Origin of the sequence: Streptomyces clavifer, assembly GCF_036345975.1 — a bacterium.
In the GTDB taxonomy this organism is placed as follows: domain Bacteria; phylum Actinomycetota; class Actinomycetes; order Streptomycetales; family Streptomycetaceae; genus Streptomyces; species Streptomyces clavifer.
In genome coordinates, this window is record NZ_CP107793.1 from 1819971 (window position 1) to 1838775 (window position 18805).

General features: G+C 72.1%; 20 protein-coding genes. 5 read left to right on the forward strand and 15 right to left on the reverse strand.

The genetic code is table 11. The annotated features are described in order from the left end of the window. Positions 1 to 8 precede the first annotated feature (8 nt). From OG927_RS07760 to OG927_RS07785, 6 genes are read right to left on the reverse strand one after another with little or no spacing between them, the layout of a single operon-like run. Complete coding sequence (locus tag OG927_RS07760) at positions 9 to 776, reverse strand: urease accessory protein UreF (protein WP_124282662.1); 768 nt, start codon at positions 774 to 776, stop codon at positions 9 to 11. A gap of 4 nt (positions 777 to 780) precedes the next feature. After that, positions 781 to 2505 carry an urease subunit alpha gene (gene ureC, locus OG927_RS07765; protein WP_056783755.1) on the reverse strand — a complete coding sequence of 575 codons (1725 nt, stop codon included), beginning with the start codon at positions 2503 to 2505 and terminating at the stop codon, positions 781 to 783. Beyond that, positions 2505 to 2972 carry an urease subunit beta gene (locus OG927_RS07770; protein ID WP_056783759.1) on the reverse strand — a complete coding sequence of 156 codons (468 nt, stop codon included), beginning with the start codon at positions 2970 to 2972 and terminating at the stop codon, positions 2505 to 2507. Before OG927_RS07770 ends, ureC begins: the two co-directional genes overlap by 1 nt. Beyond that, positions 2969 to 3862 (reverse strand): cobalamin biosynthesis protein CbiX, encoded by an 894-nt coding sequence (locus tag OG927_RS07775; protein WP_330319887.1) that lies wholly within the window; start codon positions 3860 to 3862, stop codon positions 2969 to 2971. Before OG927_RS07775 ends, OG927_RS07770 begins: the two co-directional genes overlap by 4 nt. Beyond that, complete coding sequence (locus OG927_RS07780) at positions 3859 to 4164, reverse strand: urease subunit gamma (protein WP_056783767.1); 306 nt, start codon at positions 4162 to 4164, stop codon at positions 3859 to 3861. The genes OG927_RS07775 and OG927_RS07780 overlap by 4 nt, the downstream gene beginning before the upstream one ends. A gap of 54 nt (positions 4165 to 4218) precedes the next feature. Further along, positions 4219 to 5181: an urea transporter gene (locus OG927_RS07785; protein WP_330319888.1), complete on the reverse strand. Its 963-nt coding sequence runs from the start codon at positions 5179 to 5181 to the stop codon at positions 4219 to 4221. Between the two features lie 201 nt (positions 5182 to 5382). On the opposite strand from OG927_RS07785, the gene OG927_RS07790 reads away from it, so the two are divergent. Beyond that, positions 5383 to 5850 (forward strand): fluoride efflux transporter FluC, encoded by a 468-nt coding sequence (locus OG927_RS07790; protein ID WP_330319889.1) that lies wholly within the window; start codon positions 5383 to 5385, stop codon positions 5848 to 5850. Beyond that, positions 5850 to 6224, forward strand: a complete 375-nt coding sequence (locus OG927_RS07795; RefSeq protein ID WP_330319890.1) for a fluoride efflux transporter FluC — start codon at positions 5850 to 5852, stop codon at positions 6222 to 6224. The genes OG927_RS07790 and OG927_RS07795 overlap by 1 nt, the downstream gene beginning before the upstream one ends. A gap of 98 nt (positions 6225 to 6322) precedes the next feature. Here the strand turns inward: OG927_RS07795 and OG927_RS07800 are convergent, their stop codons facing one another. Together OG927_RS07800 and OG927_RS07805 are read right to left on the reverse strand one after the other, a co-directional pair. Next, positions 6323 to 6820, reverse strand: coding sequence for a cupin domain-containing protein (locus OG927_RS07800; RefSeq protein ID WP_330319891.1), 498 nt, complete (start codon positions 6818 to 6820; stop codon positions 6323 to 6325). A gap of 79 nt (positions 6821 to 6899) precedes the next feature. After that, complete coding sequence (locus OG927_RS07805) at positions 6900 to 7571, reverse strand: winged helix-turn-helix transcriptional regulator (protein WP_241191933.1); 672 nt, start codon at positions 7569 to 7571, stop codon at positions 6900 to 6902. Positions 7572 to 7657: 86 nt separating this feature from the next. Here OG927_RS07805 and OG927_RS07810 point away from each other — a divergent pair, with 86 nt between their 5' ends. Then, the gene (locus OG927_RS07810; protein ID WP_056783791.1) at positions 7658 to 8869 is read left to right on the forward strand and encodes a pyridoxal phosphate-dependent aminotransferase; all 1212 of its coding nucleotides are present in this window, start codon (positions 7658 to 7660) and stop codon (positions 8867 to 8869) included. Between the two features lie 359 nt (positions 8870 to 9228). Here OG927_RS07810 and OG927_RS07815 read toward each other — a convergent pair whose 3' ends face one another. The 3 genes from OG927_RS07815 to OG927_RS07825 form a co-directional block, all read right to left on the reverse strand. Beyond that, positions 9229 to 10512 carry an SWIM zinc finger family protein gene (locus tag OG927_RS07815; protein ID WP_319104074.1) on the reverse strand — a complete coding sequence of 428 codons (1284 nt, stop codon included), beginning with the start codon at positions 10510 to 10512 and terminating at the stop codon, positions 9229 to 9231. Beyond that, positions 10509 to 13475: a DEAD/DEAH box helicase gene (locus tag OG927_RS07820; protein ID WP_330319892.1), complete on the reverse strand. Its 2967-nt coding sequence runs from the start codon at positions 13473 to 13475 to the stop codon at positions 10509 to 10511. The genes OG927_RS07815 and OG927_RS07820 overlap by 4 nt, the downstream gene beginning before the upstream one ends. 153 nt (positions 13476 to 13628) lie before the next feature. Next, positions 13629 to 14711 carry an SPFH domain-containing protein gene (locus OG927_RS07825; protein ID WP_330319893.1) on the reverse strand — a complete coding sequence of 361 codons (1083 nt, stop codon included), beginning with the start codon at positions 14709 to 14711 and terminating at the stop codon, positions 13629 to 13631. 210 nt (positions 14712 to 14921) lie between these two features. Between OG927_RS07825 and OG927_RS07830 the strand changes: the two genes are divergently transcribed. Then, positions 14922 to 15290: a hypothetical protein gene (locus tag OG927_RS07830; RefSeq protein WP_056783800.1), complete on the forward strand. Its 369-nt coding sequence runs from the start codon at positions 14922 to 14924 to the stop codon at positions 15288 to 15290. Here the strand turns inward: OG927_RS07830 and OG927_RS07835 are convergent. From OG927_RS07835 to OG927_RS07845, 3 genes are all read right to left on the reverse strand, one after another. Further along, positions 15284 to 15751, reverse strand: a complete 468-nt coding sequence (locus tag OG927_RS07835) for a DoxX family protein (RefSeq protein ID WP_274922957.1) — start codon at positions 15749 to 15751, stop codon at positions 15284 to 15286. The two genes, OG927_RS07830 and OG927_RS07835, sit on opposite strands and share 7 nt — an antisense overlap. Positions 15752 to 15890: 139 nt before the next feature. Then, entirely contained in the window at positions 15891 to 16625 is a 735-nt protein-coding gene (locus OG927_RS07840) for a class I SAM-dependent methyltransferase (RefSeq protein ID WP_056783804.1), read from the reverse strand. A gap of 58 nt (positions 16626 to 16683) precedes the next feature. Beyond that, positions 16684 to 17811 carry an ADP-ribosylglycohydrolase family protein gene (locus OG927_RS07845; protein ID WP_056783809.1) on the reverse strand — a complete coding sequence of 376 codons (1128 nt, stop codon included), beginning with the start codon at positions 17809 to 17811 and terminating at the stop codon, positions 16684 to 16686. A 131-nt stretch (positions 17812 to 17942) separates the two neighbouring features. On the opposite strand from OG927_RS07845, the gene OG927_RS07850 reads away from it, so the two are divergent. Further along, positions 17943 to 18176, forward strand: coding sequence for a DUF6343 family protein (locus OG927_RS07850; protein ID WP_242413196.1), 234 nt, complete (start codon positions 17943 to 17945; stop codon positions 18174 to 18176). A gap of 85 nt (positions 18177 to 18261) precedes the next feature. Here the strand turns inward: OG927_RS07850 and OG927_RS07855 are convergent, their stop codons facing one another. After that, on the reverse strand, positions 18262 to 18630 hold the full coding sequence (locus OG927_RS07855; RefSeq protein WP_079099567.1) for a tetratricopeptide repeat protein: 369 nt from the start codon (positions 18628 to 18630) through the stop codon (positions 18262 to 18264). Positions 18631 to 18805: the final 175 nt, after the last annotated feature.

Here is an 18805-nt window from a genome sequence, read left to right on the forward strand (position 1 = left end):
GGTTGTGGTCAGCTGGCGAAGAGGCGTGCCTCGGCACGTTCGTGACGGCCCGACATGATGTCCGAGGCGAAGACGGTGGCACCGACGTCGGGAAGTTCCCGGCGCAGCGCCGCATCGACGGCCGCCTCGATGACGGGGGCGGCTCCGTGGAGCAGGGTCTGCGCCTTGCGGTGGTCGGTCAGCCGCAGGCGGAGGGCGGCGCCCGCGAAGCTCGCGCAGAAGGCGAAGAGGTCCGAGGCCACGGCCTGGCGGACGGGTACGCCGGTGGCCGCGTAGATGACCCCCGCCGCGACCGCCTGGGTCCCGGGGGCCTCGCGGCGTACGACCCGTGCGAAGTAGTCGTCGATCTCCGGCCGGTCGAAGACCTCGCTCGCGAGGTCGAGGAGCTGGCGTCCGGTCCGGGTGGCGGCCTGGCGCATCTCCCGTCCCAGCTTGGTGGCGAAGAGGTGTGCGTCGACGGTGACCACGGCTTCCGGGTCACCGGCCCGGCAGGCCCGGTGGGCGAGGGCGAGCGCGGTGGCGTCGGCCGGGCCGACGCCGTGCAGCAGGAGGGATTCCAGCAGGTGGGGCAGGGCGCCGGAGTCGACGGCCTTGGCGTGGGCGAAGCCCTCCAGGCTGTGCGACAGCGTGTAGAAGCCGCTCGGGAAGGCCGAGTCGGTCAGCTGGAGGCTGACCAGCAGGTGTTCGAGCCCGGGTGCCGTGGTGACCGGCCCGGCGACGGTCCCCGTCCCTGCACCGGGACCGCCGCCCACGATGTCGCCCTCTTCCTGGTACATCCGCCTAGACCAGGAAGAACAGGTGGTTGAGCGGGAGCTTCTCGGCCGGGTCGATGGTGGCGACCTTGCCGTTGAGGGTGACCTTGAACGTCTCCGGGTCGACCTTGATGTCCGGCAGCGCGTCGTTGCGGACCATGTTGTGCTTGCCGATGGTCCGGGTGCGCAGGACCGGCAGGACCCTCCGGTCCAGGCCGAGCTCGGCGGGTACGCCGGCGGCGATGCCCGCCTGCGACATGAACGTGACGTGGGTGGCGTGCCGGGCCTTGTCGTACTGGCCGAACATCGGGCGGTAGATCACCGGCTGCGGGGTGGGCAGCGAGGCGTTGGGGTCACCCATCTGCGCCCAGGAGACGATGCCGCCCTTGATCACCATCTTCGGTTTGGCACCGAAGGAGTGGATGGGCCAGAGCACGATGTCGGCGAGCTTGCCCTTCTCGATCGAGCCGATGTGGTCCGAGATGCCGGTGGCGATCGCCGGGTTGATGGTGACCTTGGCGAGGTAGCGCAGCACCCGCTGGTTGTCGTTGCGCTCGGAGTCGCCGTCCAGCGGGCCGAGCTTGTCCTTGCAGTGGTGGGCGGTCTGGAAGGCGCGGGTGACGGATTCACCGACGCGTCCCATGGCCTGCGAGTCGGAGGAGAACATGCTGATCACGCCGAGGTCGTGCAGCACCGTCTCGGCGGCGATGGTCTCGGCACGGACGCGGCTGTCCGCGAAGGAGACGTCCTCGGGGATGTCGTGGCTGAGGTGGTGGCAGACCATGACCATGTCCAGCAGCTCGTCCACCGAGTTCTTGGTGTACGGCAGCGTCGGGTTGGTCGAGGACGGCAGGACGTTCGGCTCGCCCGCCACACGCATGATGTCGGGGGCGTGGCCGCCGCCCGCACCCTCGCTGTGGAAGGTGTGGATGGTGCGCCCGTCGATCGCCGAGCGGGTGTCCTCGAAGAATCCGCCCTCGTTGAGGCTGTCCGTGTGGATGGCGACCTGGACGTCGTACGCGTCGGCGACGTTGAGGGCGTTGTCGATCACGGCGGGGGTGGCACCCCAGTCCTCGTGGACCTTCAGGGCGCAGGCTCCGGCGACGACCTGCTCGTTCAGCGCCTCGGGGAGGCTGCCGTTGCCCTTGCCCATGATCCCGACGTTGACCGGCATGCCCTCGGCCGCCTGGAGGAGCCGGGCGATGTTGAACGGGCCGGGCGTGCACGTGGTGCCGTTGGAGCCGTCGGTCGGTCCGGTGCCTCCGCCGATGAGTGTGGTGATGCCGTTGGTGAGGGCCTGCTCGGCCTGCTGGGGCGCGATCAGGTGGACGTGGGTGTCGATGGCACCCGCCGTGGCGATGAGGTGCTCGCCCGCGATCGCCTCGGTGCCGGGCCCGATGACCAGGCCCGGGTGGACCCTGTCCTGGGTCTGCGGGTTGCCGGACTTGCCGATGCCGACGATGAAGCCGTCCTTGATCCCGATGTCGCACTTCACGACGCCGACGACCGGATCGATGACCACGACGTTGGTGATGACGGTGTCGAGGGCGCCCTGGGCGCTGGTGGCCTGGGGGTCGGAGGCCATGCCGTCGCGCATGGTCTTGCCGCCGCCGTAGAGGACCTCGTCACCGTACTGACCCTCGCTGTAGTCCTTCTCGACCTCGACGACGAGATTGGTGTCGCCGAGGTGGAAGCGGTCGCCGACCGTCGGGCCGAACATGTCGGTGTACTGCTTGCGCGGCAGGATGGGCATCAGCGCGACCCCTTCTTCTTCTGCTTCGAGTTCTTGCTCTTCTTGGTCGTGTCGGCGTCCGCCGTGTGCGTCGCGGTCTCGCCCGTTCCGGCGTCCTGCGCGCCCTGGAATCCCTGCTCGATCGCCTTGCGGACGGCTTCGACGCGGGCCGGGTGCGAGGCGAGGCTGCCGTTGAGCAGCCCGCTGAATCCGACGAGCCGTCCGGTACCGGCGTAGGCGCACAGTTCGACCTCGCGCGTCGAGCCGGGTTCGACGCGTACGGACGTGCCGGCGGGGATGTTGAGATGCATGCCCAGGGCCTTCGGGCGGTCGAAGGACAGTGCCGAGTTGACTTCGAAGAAGTGGTAGTGCGACCCGATCTGGATGGCGCGGTCGCCCGTGTTGCTGACGGTGAGCCCGATGGTCCGGCGGCCCGCGTTGATCTCGATCGGTTCGTCGCCGTACAGGTACTTCTGCCGGAATGTCATGCGCTACTCCTGATGGCTCGGCCCGCGTCGTGGACATGCGGGTGCTGATGCGTGTGTGCGTGGTCGTCGTCGTGGCCCTCGCCGGGTGCGTGCGTGTGGGAGGGGCCGTCGCCCGTCGGGTGCGTGTGGGAGGGGAAGTGGCCGTGGCCCTCACCGGGGGGATGCGTGTGGGAGTGGCCGTGGTCGTCGGCGGCGGTGAGTCCGGCCGCGATGCCGTCGTCGCGTCGCTCGCTCCACCGCCGTCGTGCGTCGGACACCCGCTCGGCGAGCACACGGACGAGCGCCGCGGGAGGGATCAGCGGACCCGCCGCGGTGACGTCCGCGTCCGCCGCACGGGGTGTCTCCGGCAGCCCGAACGCGGCGGGCAGCAACGTCACCCGGGAGGCACCGAGCAGCGCACAGCGCCGGATTCCCTCGGCGGGGTCCGGGGCGCCCCCGGTGAACGCGACCTCGACCACCGAATGGCTGCCGTACCGGTGCACCAGGCTCGCGACCCGGTACAGCTCGGCGTCGTCGAACGGGTCGCCGACGGGAGCGGTGACCAGCAGCGCGGACGTCTCGGGCGTACGGTTCGCGGCGGCGCGCAGCCAGGCGATCAGGTGCTGCGAGGTGCCGAACGGTTCCGCGAGCAGTGTCCCGGGACGTTCGGCGACGGGCAGCGCGCGAAGGGTGCGGGCGGTGTCCGCGACGAGTCCGGGGTCCCTGCCCAGGGTCATCGGGACGACGCACGCCTCCTCGCCCGAGCGCCGCAGACGGCCGAGGGCGCGGATCAGCTCGCGCCCGCCGGGGACGACGAGGACACCGGGACCCAGGTCGCGCAGCGCCTCTCCGTACCCGGCCTCGTGACCGCATACGGCGATCACCGGGCCGTGGCCGGTCGACGGGCTCATCCGCCGATGGGGTCGTGGCAGGAGACCAGCTTGGTGCCGTCCACGAAGGACGCCTCGACCTGCAGCAGCCCGAGCATTTCGCGTACGCCCGGCATGGTGTCGTCCTCGCCGACGATCTGCCGGCCCAGTTCCATGCAGTCGGCGACGCTCATGCCGTCCCGGGCCGCCTCCAGGATGGCCTCGGTGATCAGCGCGACGGACTCGCTGTAGTTGAGCTTGAGCCCGCGGCCCTGGCGCTTGCGGGCCAGGTCGGCCACCACGTACACCAGCAGCTTGTCGATCTCGCGAGGGGCCAGGTTCATCGTCGGTGCCTTTCTCAGGATGCGGGGAGGGGAGGGGATTCCGGGGACGAGGGGTCAGCCGCTGCGGCGGAGGCGGGGCAGCAGGGGGACGGCCGCCATGAGCACCCAGGTCGTGAGGATGAACGGCCAGGTGAAGGTGTGGCCGCCGAACGGCTTGAACAGCGAGGTCAGAGAGGCTGTCAGCCCGGTGGTCGCGGCGGCGCCGAAGAGTGCATAGGCGCCGTTCCAGACCGTGCTGGTGAGGAAGACCGCGCCGACGGCGATGGCCACGAGCACGGCGTTGTACCCGTAGATTCCGTTGGAGATCAGCGAGGTGGGGGCGCCGAGTGCCCACGCGGCCACGATGCCGGCGACGCTGCCCGCCGCCGCGAACAGGACCACGCGGACTCCGGCGAAGGCCAGGCCGACGAGCATGATGAGCCCGACGTACCACTCGTCGACCAGGAAGACCTGCGACACATTGGTGAAGAAGGCGTGCCACAGGTCGTCCCAGGAGATCCCGGTGTCTCCGCCGGTGGTGCTGGAGACGGCGTTCGGGGCGCCGTGCCAGATCCGGTCGAAGGACGGGGCGCCGAGGACCATGACGCCGGAGACCAGACAGAACGGTGCGGTGAGCGCGGTCAGTCCGTACGGGGCCAGGAAGGTGGTCAGCGCCGCCATCAGGAGCGTGCAGACGATCGCGCCGACCACGGCGAGCACGTAGGTGGCGGCATGGTCGCCCAGCGATGTGACGAGTGCGATGCCGGTGAGACAGCCGCAGTAGCCCTGCAGACCCAGTGCGATGCCCGACCGGTCCGCGCCGAGCGCGTAGGCGGTCGCCGTCGAGACGAGGGTGCCCAGGGTCGAGAAGAGGCCGATGCGCCAGCCCGCGCTCCAGAGTCCGGCCAGGATGATCAATCCGGTCCACAGGGTGGGCTGGAGGTCGACCTGTCCCACTCCGCGGGCGGAGGCCAGGAGAAACGCGGAGGGCTGCCGCCGCTCGAGCTTCCCGACGAGTTCCGGTTCTGCGACGGGCACGGAGCACTCCAGCGTTCGGTGACACGAGGGCGGGACGCCGACCACTCACCTCGGGCCGACCGGCGCCCGGAATGGACGACAATGATCACTGAAGTCCATTTCCCGGCAATCGGCGAGGCCTATTGCTCCATCCAGGGCCCGGCACACCCACCCGCCCACGCCTATCCCCTATCGCCGGATTTAGCCCAATACGGTGTCGGCATGCTCCAGAAGATGGCGTTGCACACCCACTCGCACCCCGATCACCATCCCGGCGTCCAGCTCTCCGTCGTGGGAGCGGTCGCCGTCGGCGGAGCCGCAGGGGCCGCCGCCCGCTACGGCGCCGAGCTCCTCTGGCCCACCGGCCCGTCGGACTTCCCCTGGACGATCCTGCTCGTCAACACCGTCGGCTGCTTCCTCATGGGTGTCCTCATGGTCACCCTGAAACTGCGCTTCCCCACCGCGCCCCGGCTCATCAGCCCGCTGCTCGGCACCGGGGTGCTCGGTGGTTTCACGTCGTTCTCGCACTACACCGACAACGTGCGCCAGCTCTTCGACGAGGGCAGTCCCGGTTACGCGGTGGGCTGCATGCTGCTGACGGTGGTGGCGGCCCTGGCCGCGGTGACGGCGGGTGCCGTCGCCACGCACGCCGCCTTCGGACACGGCTACCGCACGCGGGACGGTGCGTGATGACCGACTGGCTGCTCGTGCTCGCCGGCGCCCTCGTCGGGGCACCGCTGCGCTACCTGCTCGGGGTGGACGCCAAGTTCCGCCTCCACAGCGTCTTCCCGTGGGGCACGTTCGCCGCCAACGCGAGCGCGGCCCTGCTGCTGGGGTTCGTCGCACAGGGGGCCACGGACGGCGATCTCGGACCGCGGCTCCAGCTTCTCCTGGCCACGGGGTTCTGCGGCGCTCTGTCGACCTGGTCGACCTTCTCCTACGAGTTCCTGACGCTCGGCTCCGCCCGCAGGCTGGGACTGGCGGGGGGCTATCTGCTGCTCAGCGTCGGGGCTGGGGTCGGGCTCTCCTTCGCCGGTGCGGCGGTGGCGGACGCGGTCTTCTGAGCCGGGCACGGCGGACGCGGGCACGGCGGTGACGTCCGTCGACGCGGCGGCCGCGCCCCGTCCCGGGCGAGGGGCTGCCGGTCACCGTGCGGGGCCGGTCACGGCGAGGTTCCCGGGCAGTCCGCCTCGTCGGCGTCGTCGGAGAGTGCGCTGCCCTCGGGGAGCAGGTAGGTCACCCACAGCACGACGGGTTCCGTGCCGAGGTTGCGCCCGATGTGCCGGTGGTCGACCCCGGACGGTTCGATGAACGACGTCCCCGCGGGTGTCACCTCGACCGAACAGTCGTCGAGGGTCCGTGTCAGCGTCCCGGACTTGACGACAGCGATCAGCTGTCCGCGATGGGTGTGCCAGCCGGTGGAGCCGCCGGGCTCCACCGTGATCCGCCGGAAGGTCACGTCCGTGGGGCCCTTGGGGGTCTTCACCTTCAGCCTGCCCTCGGACGTCCCCTCGGCGACGACCGTGCCGCTCACACCACTGCCCGGTGTCGCGACCGCCGCTGCCGGCACGAGGCCGAGCGCAGCCACGCAGATCCCCACGAGCACGACCTTGCGCAGCGCGACCCGCTTCCTCGCACCGCCCGTACCGCAGAACCTCATGACCGACTCCCTCCGCACCCGGGCCCATCGAACATGCCCACGCTACGCGCGAGTTGCCCGCATAGCGCCGACGGCGCGGTCATCGGCCGCCACGGAGCTCGACGGCGAGCGGACCCTCGCCCAGGACTTCGGCGCGGCCCTCCCGGACCGCTTCGGCGAGGGTCAGCTCGCCGCGCCCGAGTGCGAGGCAGAGAGCGGAACCGAGGACGAGGCGGGCGTCCGGGTCCGCGGCGGGACCGTACCCGTACGCATCCTCCCCCACCGCGCCCCCGCCCGTACGGATGTGGAACTCCCCCTCGTCCACCCCGACCTCGACGACCCCCTGATGCGTGAGGCCGTCCAGGGCGCGCAGCAGCGGCAGGGCGAACCAGTGGGCCCGCACCGCGTCCGTGGGGCGGCGTTCGGCGAGCGCGGGCGCACCCCACCCGGCGAGCGCGGTGAGGACCGGGAGCAGTCCGCGGCCGTGCTCGGTCAGCTCGTACACCGAGGCCGCGGCGGGCGGCGGCAGCCGGCGGCGCACAGCCAGCCCGCCCTGCTCCATGTCCTTGAGCCGGGAGGCCAGCACGTCGGTGCTGACCCCGGGCAGGTCGGCGTGCAGATCCGTGTACCGGCGCGGACCGCCCAGCAGTTCACGCACGATCAGCAGCGTCCACCGGTCCCCGACGGAGTCGAGGGCCCGGGCGGTGGCGCAGAACTGGTCGTAACTCCGGCGGCGGACGGGGCGTGTCGCTGGCTGCTGCTGACGTGGCATGCGACGCAGTCTAGACATGTTGTTGGACTTTCCAAGCTCCAGCTTGGTAAAACCAAGTATCGCAATTCGGGTCGGGGAGGCACCGCATGGAGTTCCGGCAGTCCAGCAAGCTCAACGAGGTCTGTTACGAGATCCGGGGTCCTGTCATCGAACAGGCCAACGCCCTCGAGGAGGCGGGCCACAGCGTGCTCCGCCTCAACACGGGCAATCCGGCACTGTTCGGGTTCGAGGCCCCCGAGGAGATCGTCCAGGACATGATCCGGATGCTCCCGCAGGCGCACGGCTACACCGATTCGCGCGGCATCCTCTCCGCGCGCCGTGCCGTGGCTCAGCGCTACCAGGCGATGGGCCTGACCGACGTCGACGTCGACGACGTCTACCTCGGGAACGGTGTCTCCGAGCTGATCTCCATGTCCGTCCAGGCACTCCTGGACGACGGCGACGAGATCCTCATCCCGAGCCCCGACTTCCCCCTGTGGACCGCCGTCACCACCCTCGCGGGCGGCAAGGCCGTGCACTACATGTGCGACGAGGGCGCGGACTGGAACCCGGACCTCGCCGACATGGCCTCGAAGATCACCGACCGCACCAAGGCCGTGGTGATCATCAATCCGAACAACCCGACGGGCGCCGTCTACCCCCGCGAGATCCTCGAAGGCATGCTCGATCTGGCGCGCAGGCACGGCCTGATGGTGTTCGCGGACGAGATCTACGACCAGATCCTGTACGACGACGCGGAGCACCACTCCGTGGCGGTGCTGGCCCCGGATCTGCTCTGCCTCACCTTCAGCGGGCTGTCCAAGACGTACCGCGTCGCGGGGTTCCGGTCCGGCTGGATGGTGGTGTCGGGTCCGCAGCAGCACGCCCGCAGCTATCTGGAGGGGCTCACCATGCTCGCTTCCATGCGACTGTGCCCCAACGCCCCCGCGCAGTACGCGATCCAGGCGGCACTCGGCGGGCGTCAGTCGATCCGGGAACTCGTCGCTCCCGGGGGCCGGCTCCACGAGCAGCGCGACCGGGCCTGGGAGCGGTTGAACGAGATCCCCGGGGTCTCGTGCGTGAAGCCGAAGGGCGCGCTGTACGCGTTCCCCCGCATCGACCCGAAGGTGCACGACATCGTCGACGACGAGCGGTTCGTGCTGGACCTGCTCCTGCAGGAGAAGATCCAGGTGGTGCAGGGCACCGGCTTCAACTGGCCGCGCCCGGACCACTTCCGGATCCTGACCCTCCCCCACGCCGACGATCTCGACGCGGCGATCAGCCGCATCGGCCGCTTCCTCAGCGGATACCGCCAGTGAGCCGCGCGACCTGCCGGCCCCCGTCCACACACGGTTCGCCTCGCCCGAGCCGGTCGGGGCCACCGTGGAGGAGGGCGGTCCCGGCCCGGCGGAGGGCCCCGGCCGGGCCGGGCCGGGGGCGGCGTCGCACGCGGTGTGCGGGCGCCGAGCAGGTCGTCCGTGCGGTGTGACCTGCCCGCGCAGGGTGCTGGGCGACCGGTGCTCCGAGCCCGTGCGCACTGCGCGACGGCCCCGGTGTACGGCGCGTGCACCGCAGACTCCCGAGGGGCGATCCGCGGCGTTGTCCACGCCCCGTTCGCCGCGTAAGCGGCCGAGGTGCGGTCTCCTTCCCTCCCCCCGCGCACAGAGCTGACCGCGCGTCAGCCCCGCAGCGCCGTGAGCGCGCCCACCGGGTCGGTGTCCGGGGTCGCACGGGGCCACCAGTCGTCCGCACCCGGGTCCGACTCGTAGCCGTACCAGCGGCCGTCGTGACCGAAGCGGAGCTGCAGGGTGCCCCCGGCGTTGGTCAGGTGGTTGCGCCAGGGCTGGAAGCGTGGGAAGTCGGCCGCGGCGAGGGCGGGGCGGGCGCGGTCGAACGGGCCGGCCGGTGGATCCCATGGGCTTTCCAGCAGGGACAGTCCCTCCGCTCCGCCCTGGCGCCAGGCGGCGACGGCACGCGCCAGGTCGGTGGTGGTGCGGCCGGTGGCGAAGGCCAGCTCGCGGTAGAGCGCCCGGGTGGTGGCCGTCAGCCCGGCGGTGGGCCGGGACGCGGCGATGCGCACCGCGTCCTGCCAGGTGCTGAGCCCGGCGAGCGGATCGTCGCCGGTGGTCAGGATCGTGTGGGCGCGGGCCGCCGCGTCCGAGGCGAGGTGGTCCAGGGACAGCGGGTCGTGGGCGCCGGGCAGGTCCGGGTAGGAGGGTGGCTGCCCGGGATGCGGCGGCACGGGCAGCGGTGCGGGGAGCGGGGGCAGGAAGCGGTCGGCCAGGGCCTCGACCGCGGGGACCGAGGGCATGGCGGGGGCTGCGGGTCGCTCGCGGGCGGAGTGCTCGGCGTTGCGGCGGCCGAGCTCGTCGAGGAGTTCGCGCTCGCCCCGGCCGCGCATCAGCAGGAGGACGAACGGGTCGCTGTCCAGGAGCCGGGCCGTCTGGAAGCAGAGCGCCGCCACGTGCTTGCAGGGCCAGCCCCGGTCCGGGCAGGAGCAGTCGGGGTCGAGGTCGCCGGGGGCTGGCAGCAGCCGGATTCCGGTCTCCCCCGCCGTGTCGACCAGGGAGTGCGGCATCTCCTTGTCGAGCAGGGCGGACAGATGCCCGGGCCGTGCCGCTGCGGCGTCCAGGAAGGTGTCCCAGTCGGAGGCCGAGAACGTGCGCAGGCGCAGCTCCGCGCGGTACGGGCGGGGGCGGCTGCCGTGGACGTAGGCGATGACCCGGCCGGGTGTCACGGTGATCGCCGCGACATGACCGCCGTCGGCGTACGTACGCCCGCGGGCGAGCCTGCCCTCGTCCATCGACAGGGATTCCAGGGCGTCCACCCAGGCCCGGCCCCACCAGCTGTCCGCGAAGGAGCCGTCGGCGTGTGCCGCACGGGCGGGCACCGCCTCGAAGGTGCGCCGCAGGTCGTCGGGGCCGGGGCGGGCCGCCGGACGGGGACCCGCCCCGGGGCTCATGCCGTCCTCCGCAGTGAGACGAGGTCGGCCAGGTCACGGTCGCTGAGCTCGGTCAGGGCGGCCTCGCCGGAGCCGAGCACCGCGTCGGCGAGAACCCTCTTGGACTCCAGCAGTTCGCTGATCCGGTCCTCGACCGTGCCCTCCGCGATCAGCCGGTGCACCTGCACGGGCTGGGTCTGGCCGATGCGGTAGGCGCGGTCGGTGGCCTGCTCCTCGACCGCCGGATTCCACCAGCGGTCGTAGTGGATGACGTGGGCGGCCCGGGTGAGGTTCAGTCCGGTGCCCGCCGCCTTGAGGGAGAGCAGGAAGACGGGGACCTCGGCGGACTGGAAGCGGTCCACCATCTGCTCCCGTTCGGGCACCGGCGTACCGCCGTGCAGCAGCTGGGAGGGGATGGCGCGGGAGGCGAGGTGGGCGGAGAGCAGGCGGGCCATGGAGACGTACTGGGTGAAGATCAGGACGGAGCTGCCCTCGGACAGGATCGTGTCGAGGAGTTCGTCGAGCAGGGCGAGCTTGCCCGAGCGTCCGGCGAGCCGGGTCGGCTCCTCCTTCAGGTACTGCGCGGGGTGGTTGCAGATCTGCTTGAGCGAACCCAGCAGCTTCATGATCAGTCCGCGCCGGGCGATGCCTTCCGCCTGCTCGATGAAGGCCATCGTCTCGCGGACGGCCGCCTCGTAGAGCGTCGCCTGCTCACGGGTGAGGAAGACGGGGTGGTCCGTCTCCGTCTTGGGCGGCAGCTCGGGCGCGATGCCCGGGTCGGACTTCTTCCGGCGCAGCAGGAAGGGGCGGACCAGCCGTGAGAGCCGTTCCACCGCCTCCTCGTTGCCCAGCCCTGCCGCGGTGCCGGTGTTCTCGACGATCCGGGCGTGCCGGGCGCGGAAGGCCTTGAGCGGACCGAGCAGCCCGGGGGTGGTCCAGTCGAGCAGGGCCCACAGCTCCGAGAGGTTGTTCTCCACGGGCGTGCCGGTCAGTGCGACGCGGGCCGGGGCCGGGATGGTGCGCAGCGCCTTGGCGGTGGAGGAGTGCGGATTCTTCACGTGCTGCGCCTCGTCGGCGACGACGAGTCCCCACGTGTGCCCGGCGAGCCGGTCCGCGCTGGACCGCATCGTGCCGTAGGTCGTGAGGACGAAGCCGCCGTCCGGGTCGGTGAGGGTCCGGTCGGTGCCGTGGAAGCGGCGTACGGGGACGCCGGGCGCGAAGCGGTTGATCTCGCGGTGCCAGTTGCCCAGGAGGGAGGCGGGGCAGATGACGAGGGTGGGGGCCGGGTGGGCGCGGTGCAGATGGAGCGCGATGACGGTGATGGTCTTGCCCAGCCCCATGTCGTCGGCGAGGCAGCCGCCCAGGCCGAGCGAGGTCATCCGGTCGAGCCAGGCCAGGCCGCGCAGTTGGTAGTCGCGGAGGGTGGCGTCGAGGCCGGGAGGCGGCGGCAGGGTGGCGTCCTCGTCGAGGATGCGCGCGCGGAGCGCGGCGAGGGCGCCGACCGGAACCGCGTCGACCTGCTCGCCGTCGACCTCGGCGCTGCCGGTCAGGGCGACGGCGAGCGCGTCCACCGGGTCCAGCAGACCGAGCTCCCGCTTACGCGCCTTCCTCACGAGCGCCGGGTCCACGACCACCCACTGGTCACGCAGCCGCACCACCGGCCGGTGGGCCTCGGCCAGTGTGTCCATCTCGGCCTCGGTGAGCTGCTCGTCGCCCAGGGACAGCTGCCAGTTGAACGCGAAGAGGTGCTCGGCGTCGAAGAAGGAGGTGCCGTCGGTGGCCGAGCCCGGCGCGGTCCGGACGACGGCCGCGGCGGTGAGCGAGCGGGCGAGCTCCCGGGGCCAGTGGACCGCGACGCCCGCCGCGGCCAGTCTCACCCCGGCGTCACCGATCAGCTCGTACAGCTCCTCCTCCGTGAGGGCGAGGACGTCGGGTACGGGCTGGTCGAGCAGCCTCTCCAGCGGGGGCCAGACGCGGGCCGCGCGGCGCAGCGCGAGCACCGCGTCGATCCTGGCCCGCGGCCCGAACGGCTCGCCGGCCCCGCCGCTCCACAGGGTGGCCGCGTCGGTGACGTACGTGGGGTCGGCGAGGCTGTGCACCTGCGTGACAGCGGCGGCGGCGTGCCGCGCGGCGGCCGGAGGCCGGTGTCCCTCCTCGTCCGCGCCGTGCTCCCGGGTGCCGGAAGCGTCCGCGGAGTCGGATCCACCCGCGGAGTCGGCGGTGACTGCGGAGTCGAACAGGTCGTACGCGGACAGGTCGAGCCGCAGGGAGACTCGGACTCCGGCGTCGAGGCCGGCGGCCACCTCGACGGCCCAGGCGCGGGCGTCGGTCAGCTGCTGTGCCTCACGGGCGGCGAACGCCGGCCCCATCGCATGGGCCGCGGCGGGCGTCCGGGGCAGGGTGTCGGCGACGGCGTCGAGGAAGGCCCCGAGCAGGGCCTGGGGCTCGGGGACGCGCAGGGGCGTGCCGTCCAGCGGGGCCGCGTGGCCCTCGGGCGGCATGGCGGCGGCGACGGCCCGCAGATGGGCTATGTCCTCGGCATCGCGCGGGCCGGCCCGCCAGGCGTCGTGGTCGTCGGCCGTCAGGCCGGGCAGCAGCCTTCCGCGCGCCACCAGGGTGAGCGCGTGGAGTGCGGCGGCGCCCCATGCGCGGGTGGCGGGATGGGCCACGGCGCGGTGCCGGGCGCGGGCGAGCAGCGGAACGGCGTCGGAGACGGACAGCACGACGGCGGGCACCGTGCGGCGGCGGGCACCGTGCGCGCCGTGCCGCCCGACGACCGTCAGCTCGCCGGCCGTACCGGTGGGCTCGCCGGGGCCGGCCGGCCGCTCCACGGAGAACGAACCGTCGAAACCCGTGAGGTCGGCGGTGCCTTCGGGGTCCCAGAAGGCGACCCGCCCGTCCCGGGGCAGCGCCGCCGGCAGGAACACCGCCGCGCACCGCAGCAGCCGGTCGACGGCCGCGTCCTGCCGCACCTGCTGTGCCATGCCGCCCGCCCCCTTCCGCGTCCGCCCGGCCGTGCTTCGTCTGTGGTCGCCTGTCCTCGCGAGTCTAGGCGGGAGGTACGACAACGCCCGCCCCGGCCAGGTGTTTGCACAGGTCGGGGCGGGCGAAGGGACACAGGACAGGGCCGTGGTGGGTCAGTGCGGTGTGAGGGGCTTCGTCGTGTGCGCGCCGCTGTACGACTGCTCCCCCTCGGGCCCGTGCGACGGCTCCGGCCGCTTCGGCTCGTCCCCGTACGGGGAGGGCTCGTACGGGGACGGTTCGTACGGGGAGGGACCGGCCCGCTGCGGCTCCTCGGGTGGCGACCCCTCCCCCGAGGGCTCTTCCCCGGAGGGCTCCCCGCCCGGCAGGTCTCCCTCCGGCGGCTCTCCTCGCTGCTGCGCCCGCGTCGGCGGCCGTTCGTCGAACGGCGGCTTCTCCATCCGCTCGGGCTGCCCCGCGGGAACCTGCGGCGGAGAGTCCTGATGCGCCCGCTCCAGGAAGCGGAGCAGCTCGACGGGGAACGGCAGCACCAGGGTGGAGTTCTTCTCGGCCGCGACCGCGACCACCGTCTGCAGCAACCTCAGCTGCAACGCGGCGGGCTGGCTGGACATCTCCTGGGCCGCCTGGGCCAGCTTCTTCGAAGCCTGCAGCTCCGCGTCGGCGTTGATGACCCTCGCGCGCCGCTCCCGGTCGGCCTCGGCCTGCCGGGCCATGGAGCGCTTCATGGTCTCCGGAAGCGACACGTCCTTGATCTCCACACGGTCGATCTGTACGCCCCAGCCGACCGCCGGACTGTCGATCATCAGCTCCAGCCCCTGGTTGAGCTTCTCCCTGTTCGAGAGGAGGTCGTCCAGGTCGCTCTTGCCGATGATCGACCGCAGGGACGTCTGCGCCATCTGGGAGACCGCGAACCGGTAGTCCTCCACCTCGATCACGGCGCTCGGCGCGTCCACGACCTTGAAGTAGATGACGGCGTCCACTCGCACGGTGACGTTGTCCCGCGTGATCCCGTCCTGGGCGGGCACGGGCATCGTCACGATCTGCATGTTCACCTTGCGGAGCCGGTCGATGCCCGGAACGATCATGGTGAAGCCCGGGGCGCGCACCTGGTGGTGGAGCCTTCCGAGCCGGAGCACGACACCCCGCTCGTACTGTTTCACCACCCGGGCCGCCGCCATCGCGTACACCGCGCAGCCCGACACGGCTGCCACCGCTGCGATCACCACGTCCTCGACCATCACGGCCCCTCATGTCGGAGAGCGCCTTACATCACGCTCTACTAACACGATATGCCCGGTATGTACACCCGTCGAACCCCTGTCCGGGTGCCCGTGGCCCCGACCGGCCGCGCACCGGATGCCGGGGCCGCGGGAAGCGGGCAGGGTGGCCAGCGCCAGCACGTCCCCGTGACGTACCGATGAGCCGGACGAGCAGACGAGGACCCGCCCATGTCCGTCACCGCGACCGCGAGCCCCATCGATCCCCGACGGCGCCGCCGCGTCGGCATCGCCGTCGGGGCGGCCCTGCTCACCCTCACCGTCACCGGATGCTCCGGTCTCGGCCGTACCGCCGTCGGTCCGGTCACCTACACCACCGAGCGGGACCGGATCGTCAGTGAGAACAGCCCGTCGGTGAAGGGATGCCACCGCATGGCGCCCGCGGGTGCGGACAAGGTCGCCAACGGGACGCTGATCGACATGATCCTTTACCCCACCCGCGACTGCACCGGCAGAGGTACCGCCTATGTGGCGACCACGTTCACCGACACCAATGCCCCGCGGAGCCTGCCCTGGCGCAGTTACCGCTTCGTTCACTGACCGCCGCGCCGCGCAGCCGTCAGGCCGCGGAGCAGCGCGGCCAACTCCGCGGTCCGGTCCTTCCGGTCCCGGGCGATGAGTACGACCACGGCGATGAGCAGGGCGGGCATGACCGCGTTCGGCGGGTCGAGCAGGGTCAGCTGGACGATCGAGGCACCGGCCAGCAGCCCGGCGAGGGCCATCGCCGCCACACCGGCCAGGAGGGGGACCAGCAGGGCCACGGCGCCGGCCGTCTCCAGACCGCCGATCGTGTACATCGCCCCGCTGCCCCAGCCCATCCGGTCGAAGGACTGCACGGCGGACTCATGGGCCATGATCTTGGCCACCGCGCTGAATCCGAAGAACAGCGCGAGGACGACGCGGGCCGTGTCCAGGGCGACGCGCCGGCCGCCACTCGGCGCGGCGGCGGGTGCGGCTACGGATGCGGTGGGAGCGGCGACGGCAGCGGTGGTCTCTGACACGGAGGTCTCCTCGAAGGTCGTCATGGGGGACGTACGCCGGTACCGGCTGGAGGCGGAACGGGCCGCTTCGCCTTTCCGGCGCATTCACAGAGGCAGACCGCACCCGGGCCGGAATCTCATCGGCTTCCGGGCCGCCGCTTCACCCTTCTTCAGGGCGGGTCGGGCTTCTTCGGGGTAGGTCGGGGCGGGCTCTCACCCAGACACCGTCGTCGGTGAGATAGCGCTCCACACCGAGTCCGGCCTCTGCCAGATACCCCTCGAACTGCTCCACGGAGAGCTTCCGCGACCGGAACGTCTGGGTCCACCGCGCGTCCTCGAAGACGTACTCGGCGCGCACCTCGCTGATCCCGTCACCCACGGGCTCCGCCGAGACGAGCCGTATGGTGCAGCCCGCCGGCCGGTCCTCACGCTCCCGCGGCAGATCGGAGTGGTAATCGGCGCCCTCCCGCTGGATGAGCACGACCCCGTCGTCCTTGACGTACGTACGGCAGGTCCGCAACAGCCCCTCCCTGACCCGGTGATCGCTCGTGTGCACCAGGAACGACGCGAGGACGACCGCGTCGAACCGCTCCTCGCCGAGGTCCAGCGACTCGATCGGGCTCTGCACGGTGCGGGCGCCGCGGATGCGGTCCAGCATCTGCGGCGACTCGTCCACCGCGGTCACCGAGAAGCCCCGCGCGACCAGAGGGTGCGTCACCCGGCCCGCACCGCAGCCCAGTTCCAGCACGCTCGCTCCGGCGGGCAGTGCCGCCGCGATCACGTCCGGTTCGCTCCCGGCCGACAGCCGCGCGTACAGCTCCACCGCGCAGCCGTCCGGCGTGATGGAACCCGGTCCCGTCCCCGTATGTCCCTGACGTATCAGTTGTCCGCTCATACCGGCGGAACGTGCGGGCGCCCGGCGCCGTTCCCGGATCGTGACGGACAGTGCCCCGTCAGCACTCCGGGTAGCGGCCTTCGGGCCACGCCACCGGCTGCTCGAGCTCCAGGCACAGGTCGTCGGCGAGCTCGGCGATCACGGACCGGCCCTCGGTACGGGCCAGCCACGCGGCCGGCAGCCGTACGTCGCCGTGCCGCGCGCCGAGGAGGTTGCCGCAGACCGAACCGGTGGAGTCGCTGTCGCCCGAGTGGTTGACGGAGAGCAGCAGCGCTTCGCCGACGTCGTCCGCGCCGGGCAGTGCGAGCGCGCAGTAGACGGCGATGGCGAGAGCTTCCTCGGCGACCCAGCCCGCTCCCAGGGACTCCACCCGCTCGGCACTCGGACCGCCGAGGGCGGCCAGGTCGACCGCCGCGCGCAACGCGGCCGTCGTCTCCTCGTGGCCGCGGTGGCGCGCCAGCAGGTCCATGGCGCGCAGTACCGCGCCCTCCAGGGAGTCCCCGGCCAGCAGATGCGTGACGATCGCGGCGAGTGCTCCTGCCGCGTACACCCCCGTGGGGTGCCCGTGCGTGATCTGCGCACACCGGGCGGCCAGCTCGAAACCCGTCCCGGCGTCCTCGCCCAGCAGCCCGAAGGGGGCCGACCTCATCACCGTGCCGCAGCCCTTGGACTGCGGATTGACCGGCCCGGGCACCTCGAACGGCGTGCCGGCGACGGGCACATGACCCACCGCGAGCCCCGTCAGACAGGCGTTGCCGGGAGCCCTGCGCGCGTACAGCCAGGGCTGCTGCCTGAGCCATCCGGTCCGCACGGTGTCCGTCCCGCCGCGCACGGGCGGCGCGGGGTGGTTCTGGGTGTCGAGCCAGCGCAGATAGGCGTTGCGCACGAGCTCGGCCTCCGCGCCCCCGATGCCCTTGGACCGGGCCCGGGCACGGGCCCTGATCAGCCCTTCGACGGTGAAGAGCGTCATCTGGGTGTCGTCCGTGATCCGGCCGACGACACCGTCCGCGTCCGCGACGGGTCCCCGTACGCCCCCTTCCCCGTGGGCGCGGCGGATCCCGCCGAGCGAGAGGAACTCCACCGGGTTGCCCAGCGCATCCCCGATCGCACCGCCCAGCAGGACGCCGCGTACCCGGGCCCGGCGAGCGACCCTGTCACCCCATGCCGCGTTCCCCTGCTCCGCCATGTGCACTGCCCGCTCCCCGTCGTCCGTCCCGTATGGATTTCCGTGCGCCGCGCCGCGGGGTCATGCTGGGAGGGGAGGAGATGCCGATGCGTACCGGGAGTGAACCGTCCACTGCACGCAGTCCCCTGCGGATGCGACTCGTACTGAGTCTATGGGGCATGGGCTGGGCGTTGTTCGGTCTGGTGGCCTTCGTGATCACCGGACGCCCCGGCTGGGCGATCGCCTGCGGGGTGCTGCTGGCCGTCGCGGTCACGGACCTCTGCGTCATCGTCCACCGCATCCGCCAGGGCCCGCACTATCAGCCGGGGCGCGACGTTCCGCCGTACGAGCCCGACCGGGGCGGACCGGGCCCGCCGGAGCACTGACCGGACCCGGCGGCACCCCGAACCCGAGGCGTGCGGGCCCGGTGCGGGCCCGGGCGGCCTCCGAGGGCCGGACGCCGGCCCCGGGTCAGGGGCGGTCGTCGAAGCGGGCCGCCTGCAGGTACTCCGGGTTGGGGTCGAGCGCCGCGGCCAGCCGGAAGTGCCGGGTGGCCTGTTCGGACCGGCCGGCGCGCTCGAAGGTGCGGGCCAGCGCGAAGTGGGCGAAGGCGTTGTCCGGCTCCCGCTCCAGGACCAGCTCGAATTCGAGCTCGGCCGGGCGCAGTTGGGCGGCGGCGAAGAAGGCGCGGGCGCGCAGCAGCCGGGCGGCGGTGTTCTCCGGGTGAGCGGCGATCACCGAGTCGAGGAGTTTGACGGCACCCCGCGGATCCCGCGCGGCCAGCAACTGCTCCGCCGCACGGAAATCGATGACGTGCGTCTCCGGGTTCATTTCGGGCACGGTCACATCCTTCCCTTCACGCTCCGCACTTCAACGTCCGCCCGACACCCGGTATTCCGGGCCGGGCAGCGCCTCGACGGACACCACCCGTACAGCCACGGCCGGGCAGAGCCCCGGTGGGCAGCGGCCCCTACGGCCATGGGCCCCGCAGCGCGTCACCAGGCAACGGCCCGTA

Excerpts from the sequence above, each read along its gene's own strand:
- OG927_RS07805 (WP_241191933.1), bottom strand. The coding sequence starts at position 7,571 with ATGCCACGTCAGCAGCAGCCAGCGACACGCCCCGTCCGCCGCCGGAGT.
- OG927_RS07810 (WP_056783791.1), top strand. The coding sequence starts at position 7,658 with ATGGAGTTCCGGCAGTCCAGCAAGCTCAACGAGGTCTGTTACGAGATC.
- OG927_RS07770 (WP_056783759.1), bottom strand. The coding sequence starts at position 2,972 with ATGACATTCCGGCAGAAGTACCTGTACGGCGACGAACCGATCGAGATC.
- OG927_RS07820 (WP_330319892.1), bottom strand. The coding sequence starts at position 13,475 with ATGGCACAGCAGGTGCGGCAGGACGCGGCCGTCGACCGGCTGCTGCGG.
- OG927_RS07840 (WP_056783804.1), bottom strand. The coding sequence starts at position 16,625 with ATGAGCGGACAACTGATACGTCAGGGACATACGGGGACGGGACCGGGT.
- OG927_RS07775 (WP_330319887.1), bottom strand. The coding sequence starts at position 3,862 with ATGAGCCCGTCGACCGGCCACGGCCCGGTGATCGCCGTATGCGGTCAC.
- OG927_RS07795 (WP_330319890.1), top strand. The coding sequence starts at position 5,850 with ATGACCGACTGGCTGCTCGTGCTCGCCGGCGCCCTCGTCGGGGCACCG.
- OG927_RS07780 (WP_056783767.1), bottom strand. The coding sequence starts at position 4,164 with ATGAACCTGGCCCCTCGCGAGATCGACAAGCTGCTGGTGTACGTGGTG.
- OG927_RS07800 (WP_330319891.1), bottom strand. The coding sequence starts at position 6,820 with ATGAGGTTCTGCGGTACGGGCGGTGCGAGGAAGCGGGTCGCGCTGCGC.
- OG927_RS07830 (WP_056783800.1), top strand. The coding sequence starts at position 14,922 with ATGTCCGTCACCGCGACCGCGAGCCCCATCGATCCCCGACGGCGCCGC.
- OG927_RS07760 (WP_124282662.1), bottom strand. The coding sequence starts at position 776 with ATGTACCAGGAAGAGGGCGACATCGTGGGCGGCGGTCCCGGTGCAGGG.
- OG927_RS07845 (WP_056783809.1), bottom strand. The coding sequence starts at position 17,811 with ATGGCGGAGCAGGGGAACGCGGCATGGGGTGACAGGGTCGCTCGCCGG.
- OG927_RS07825 (WP_330319893.1), bottom strand. The coding sequence starts at position 14,711 with ATGGTCGAGGACGTGGTGATCGCAGCGGTGGCAGCCGTGTCGGGCTGC.
- OG927_RS07815 (WP_319104074.1), bottom strand. The coding sequence starts at position 10,512 with ATGAGCCCCGGGGCGGGTCCCCGTCCGGCGGCCCGCCCCGGCCCCGAC.
- OG927_RS07790 (WP_330319889.1), top strand. The coding sequence starts at position 5,383 with ATGCTCCAGAAGATGGCGTTGCACACCCACTCGCACCCCGATCACCAT.
- ureC (WP_056783755.1), bottom strand. The coding sequence starts at position 2,505 with ATGCCCATCCTGCCGCGCAAGCAGTACACCGACATGTTCGGCCCGACG.
- OG927_RS07850 (WP_242413196.1), top strand. The coding sequence starts at position 17,943 with ATGCGACTCGTACTGAGTCTATGGGGCATGGGCTGGGCGTTGTTCGGT.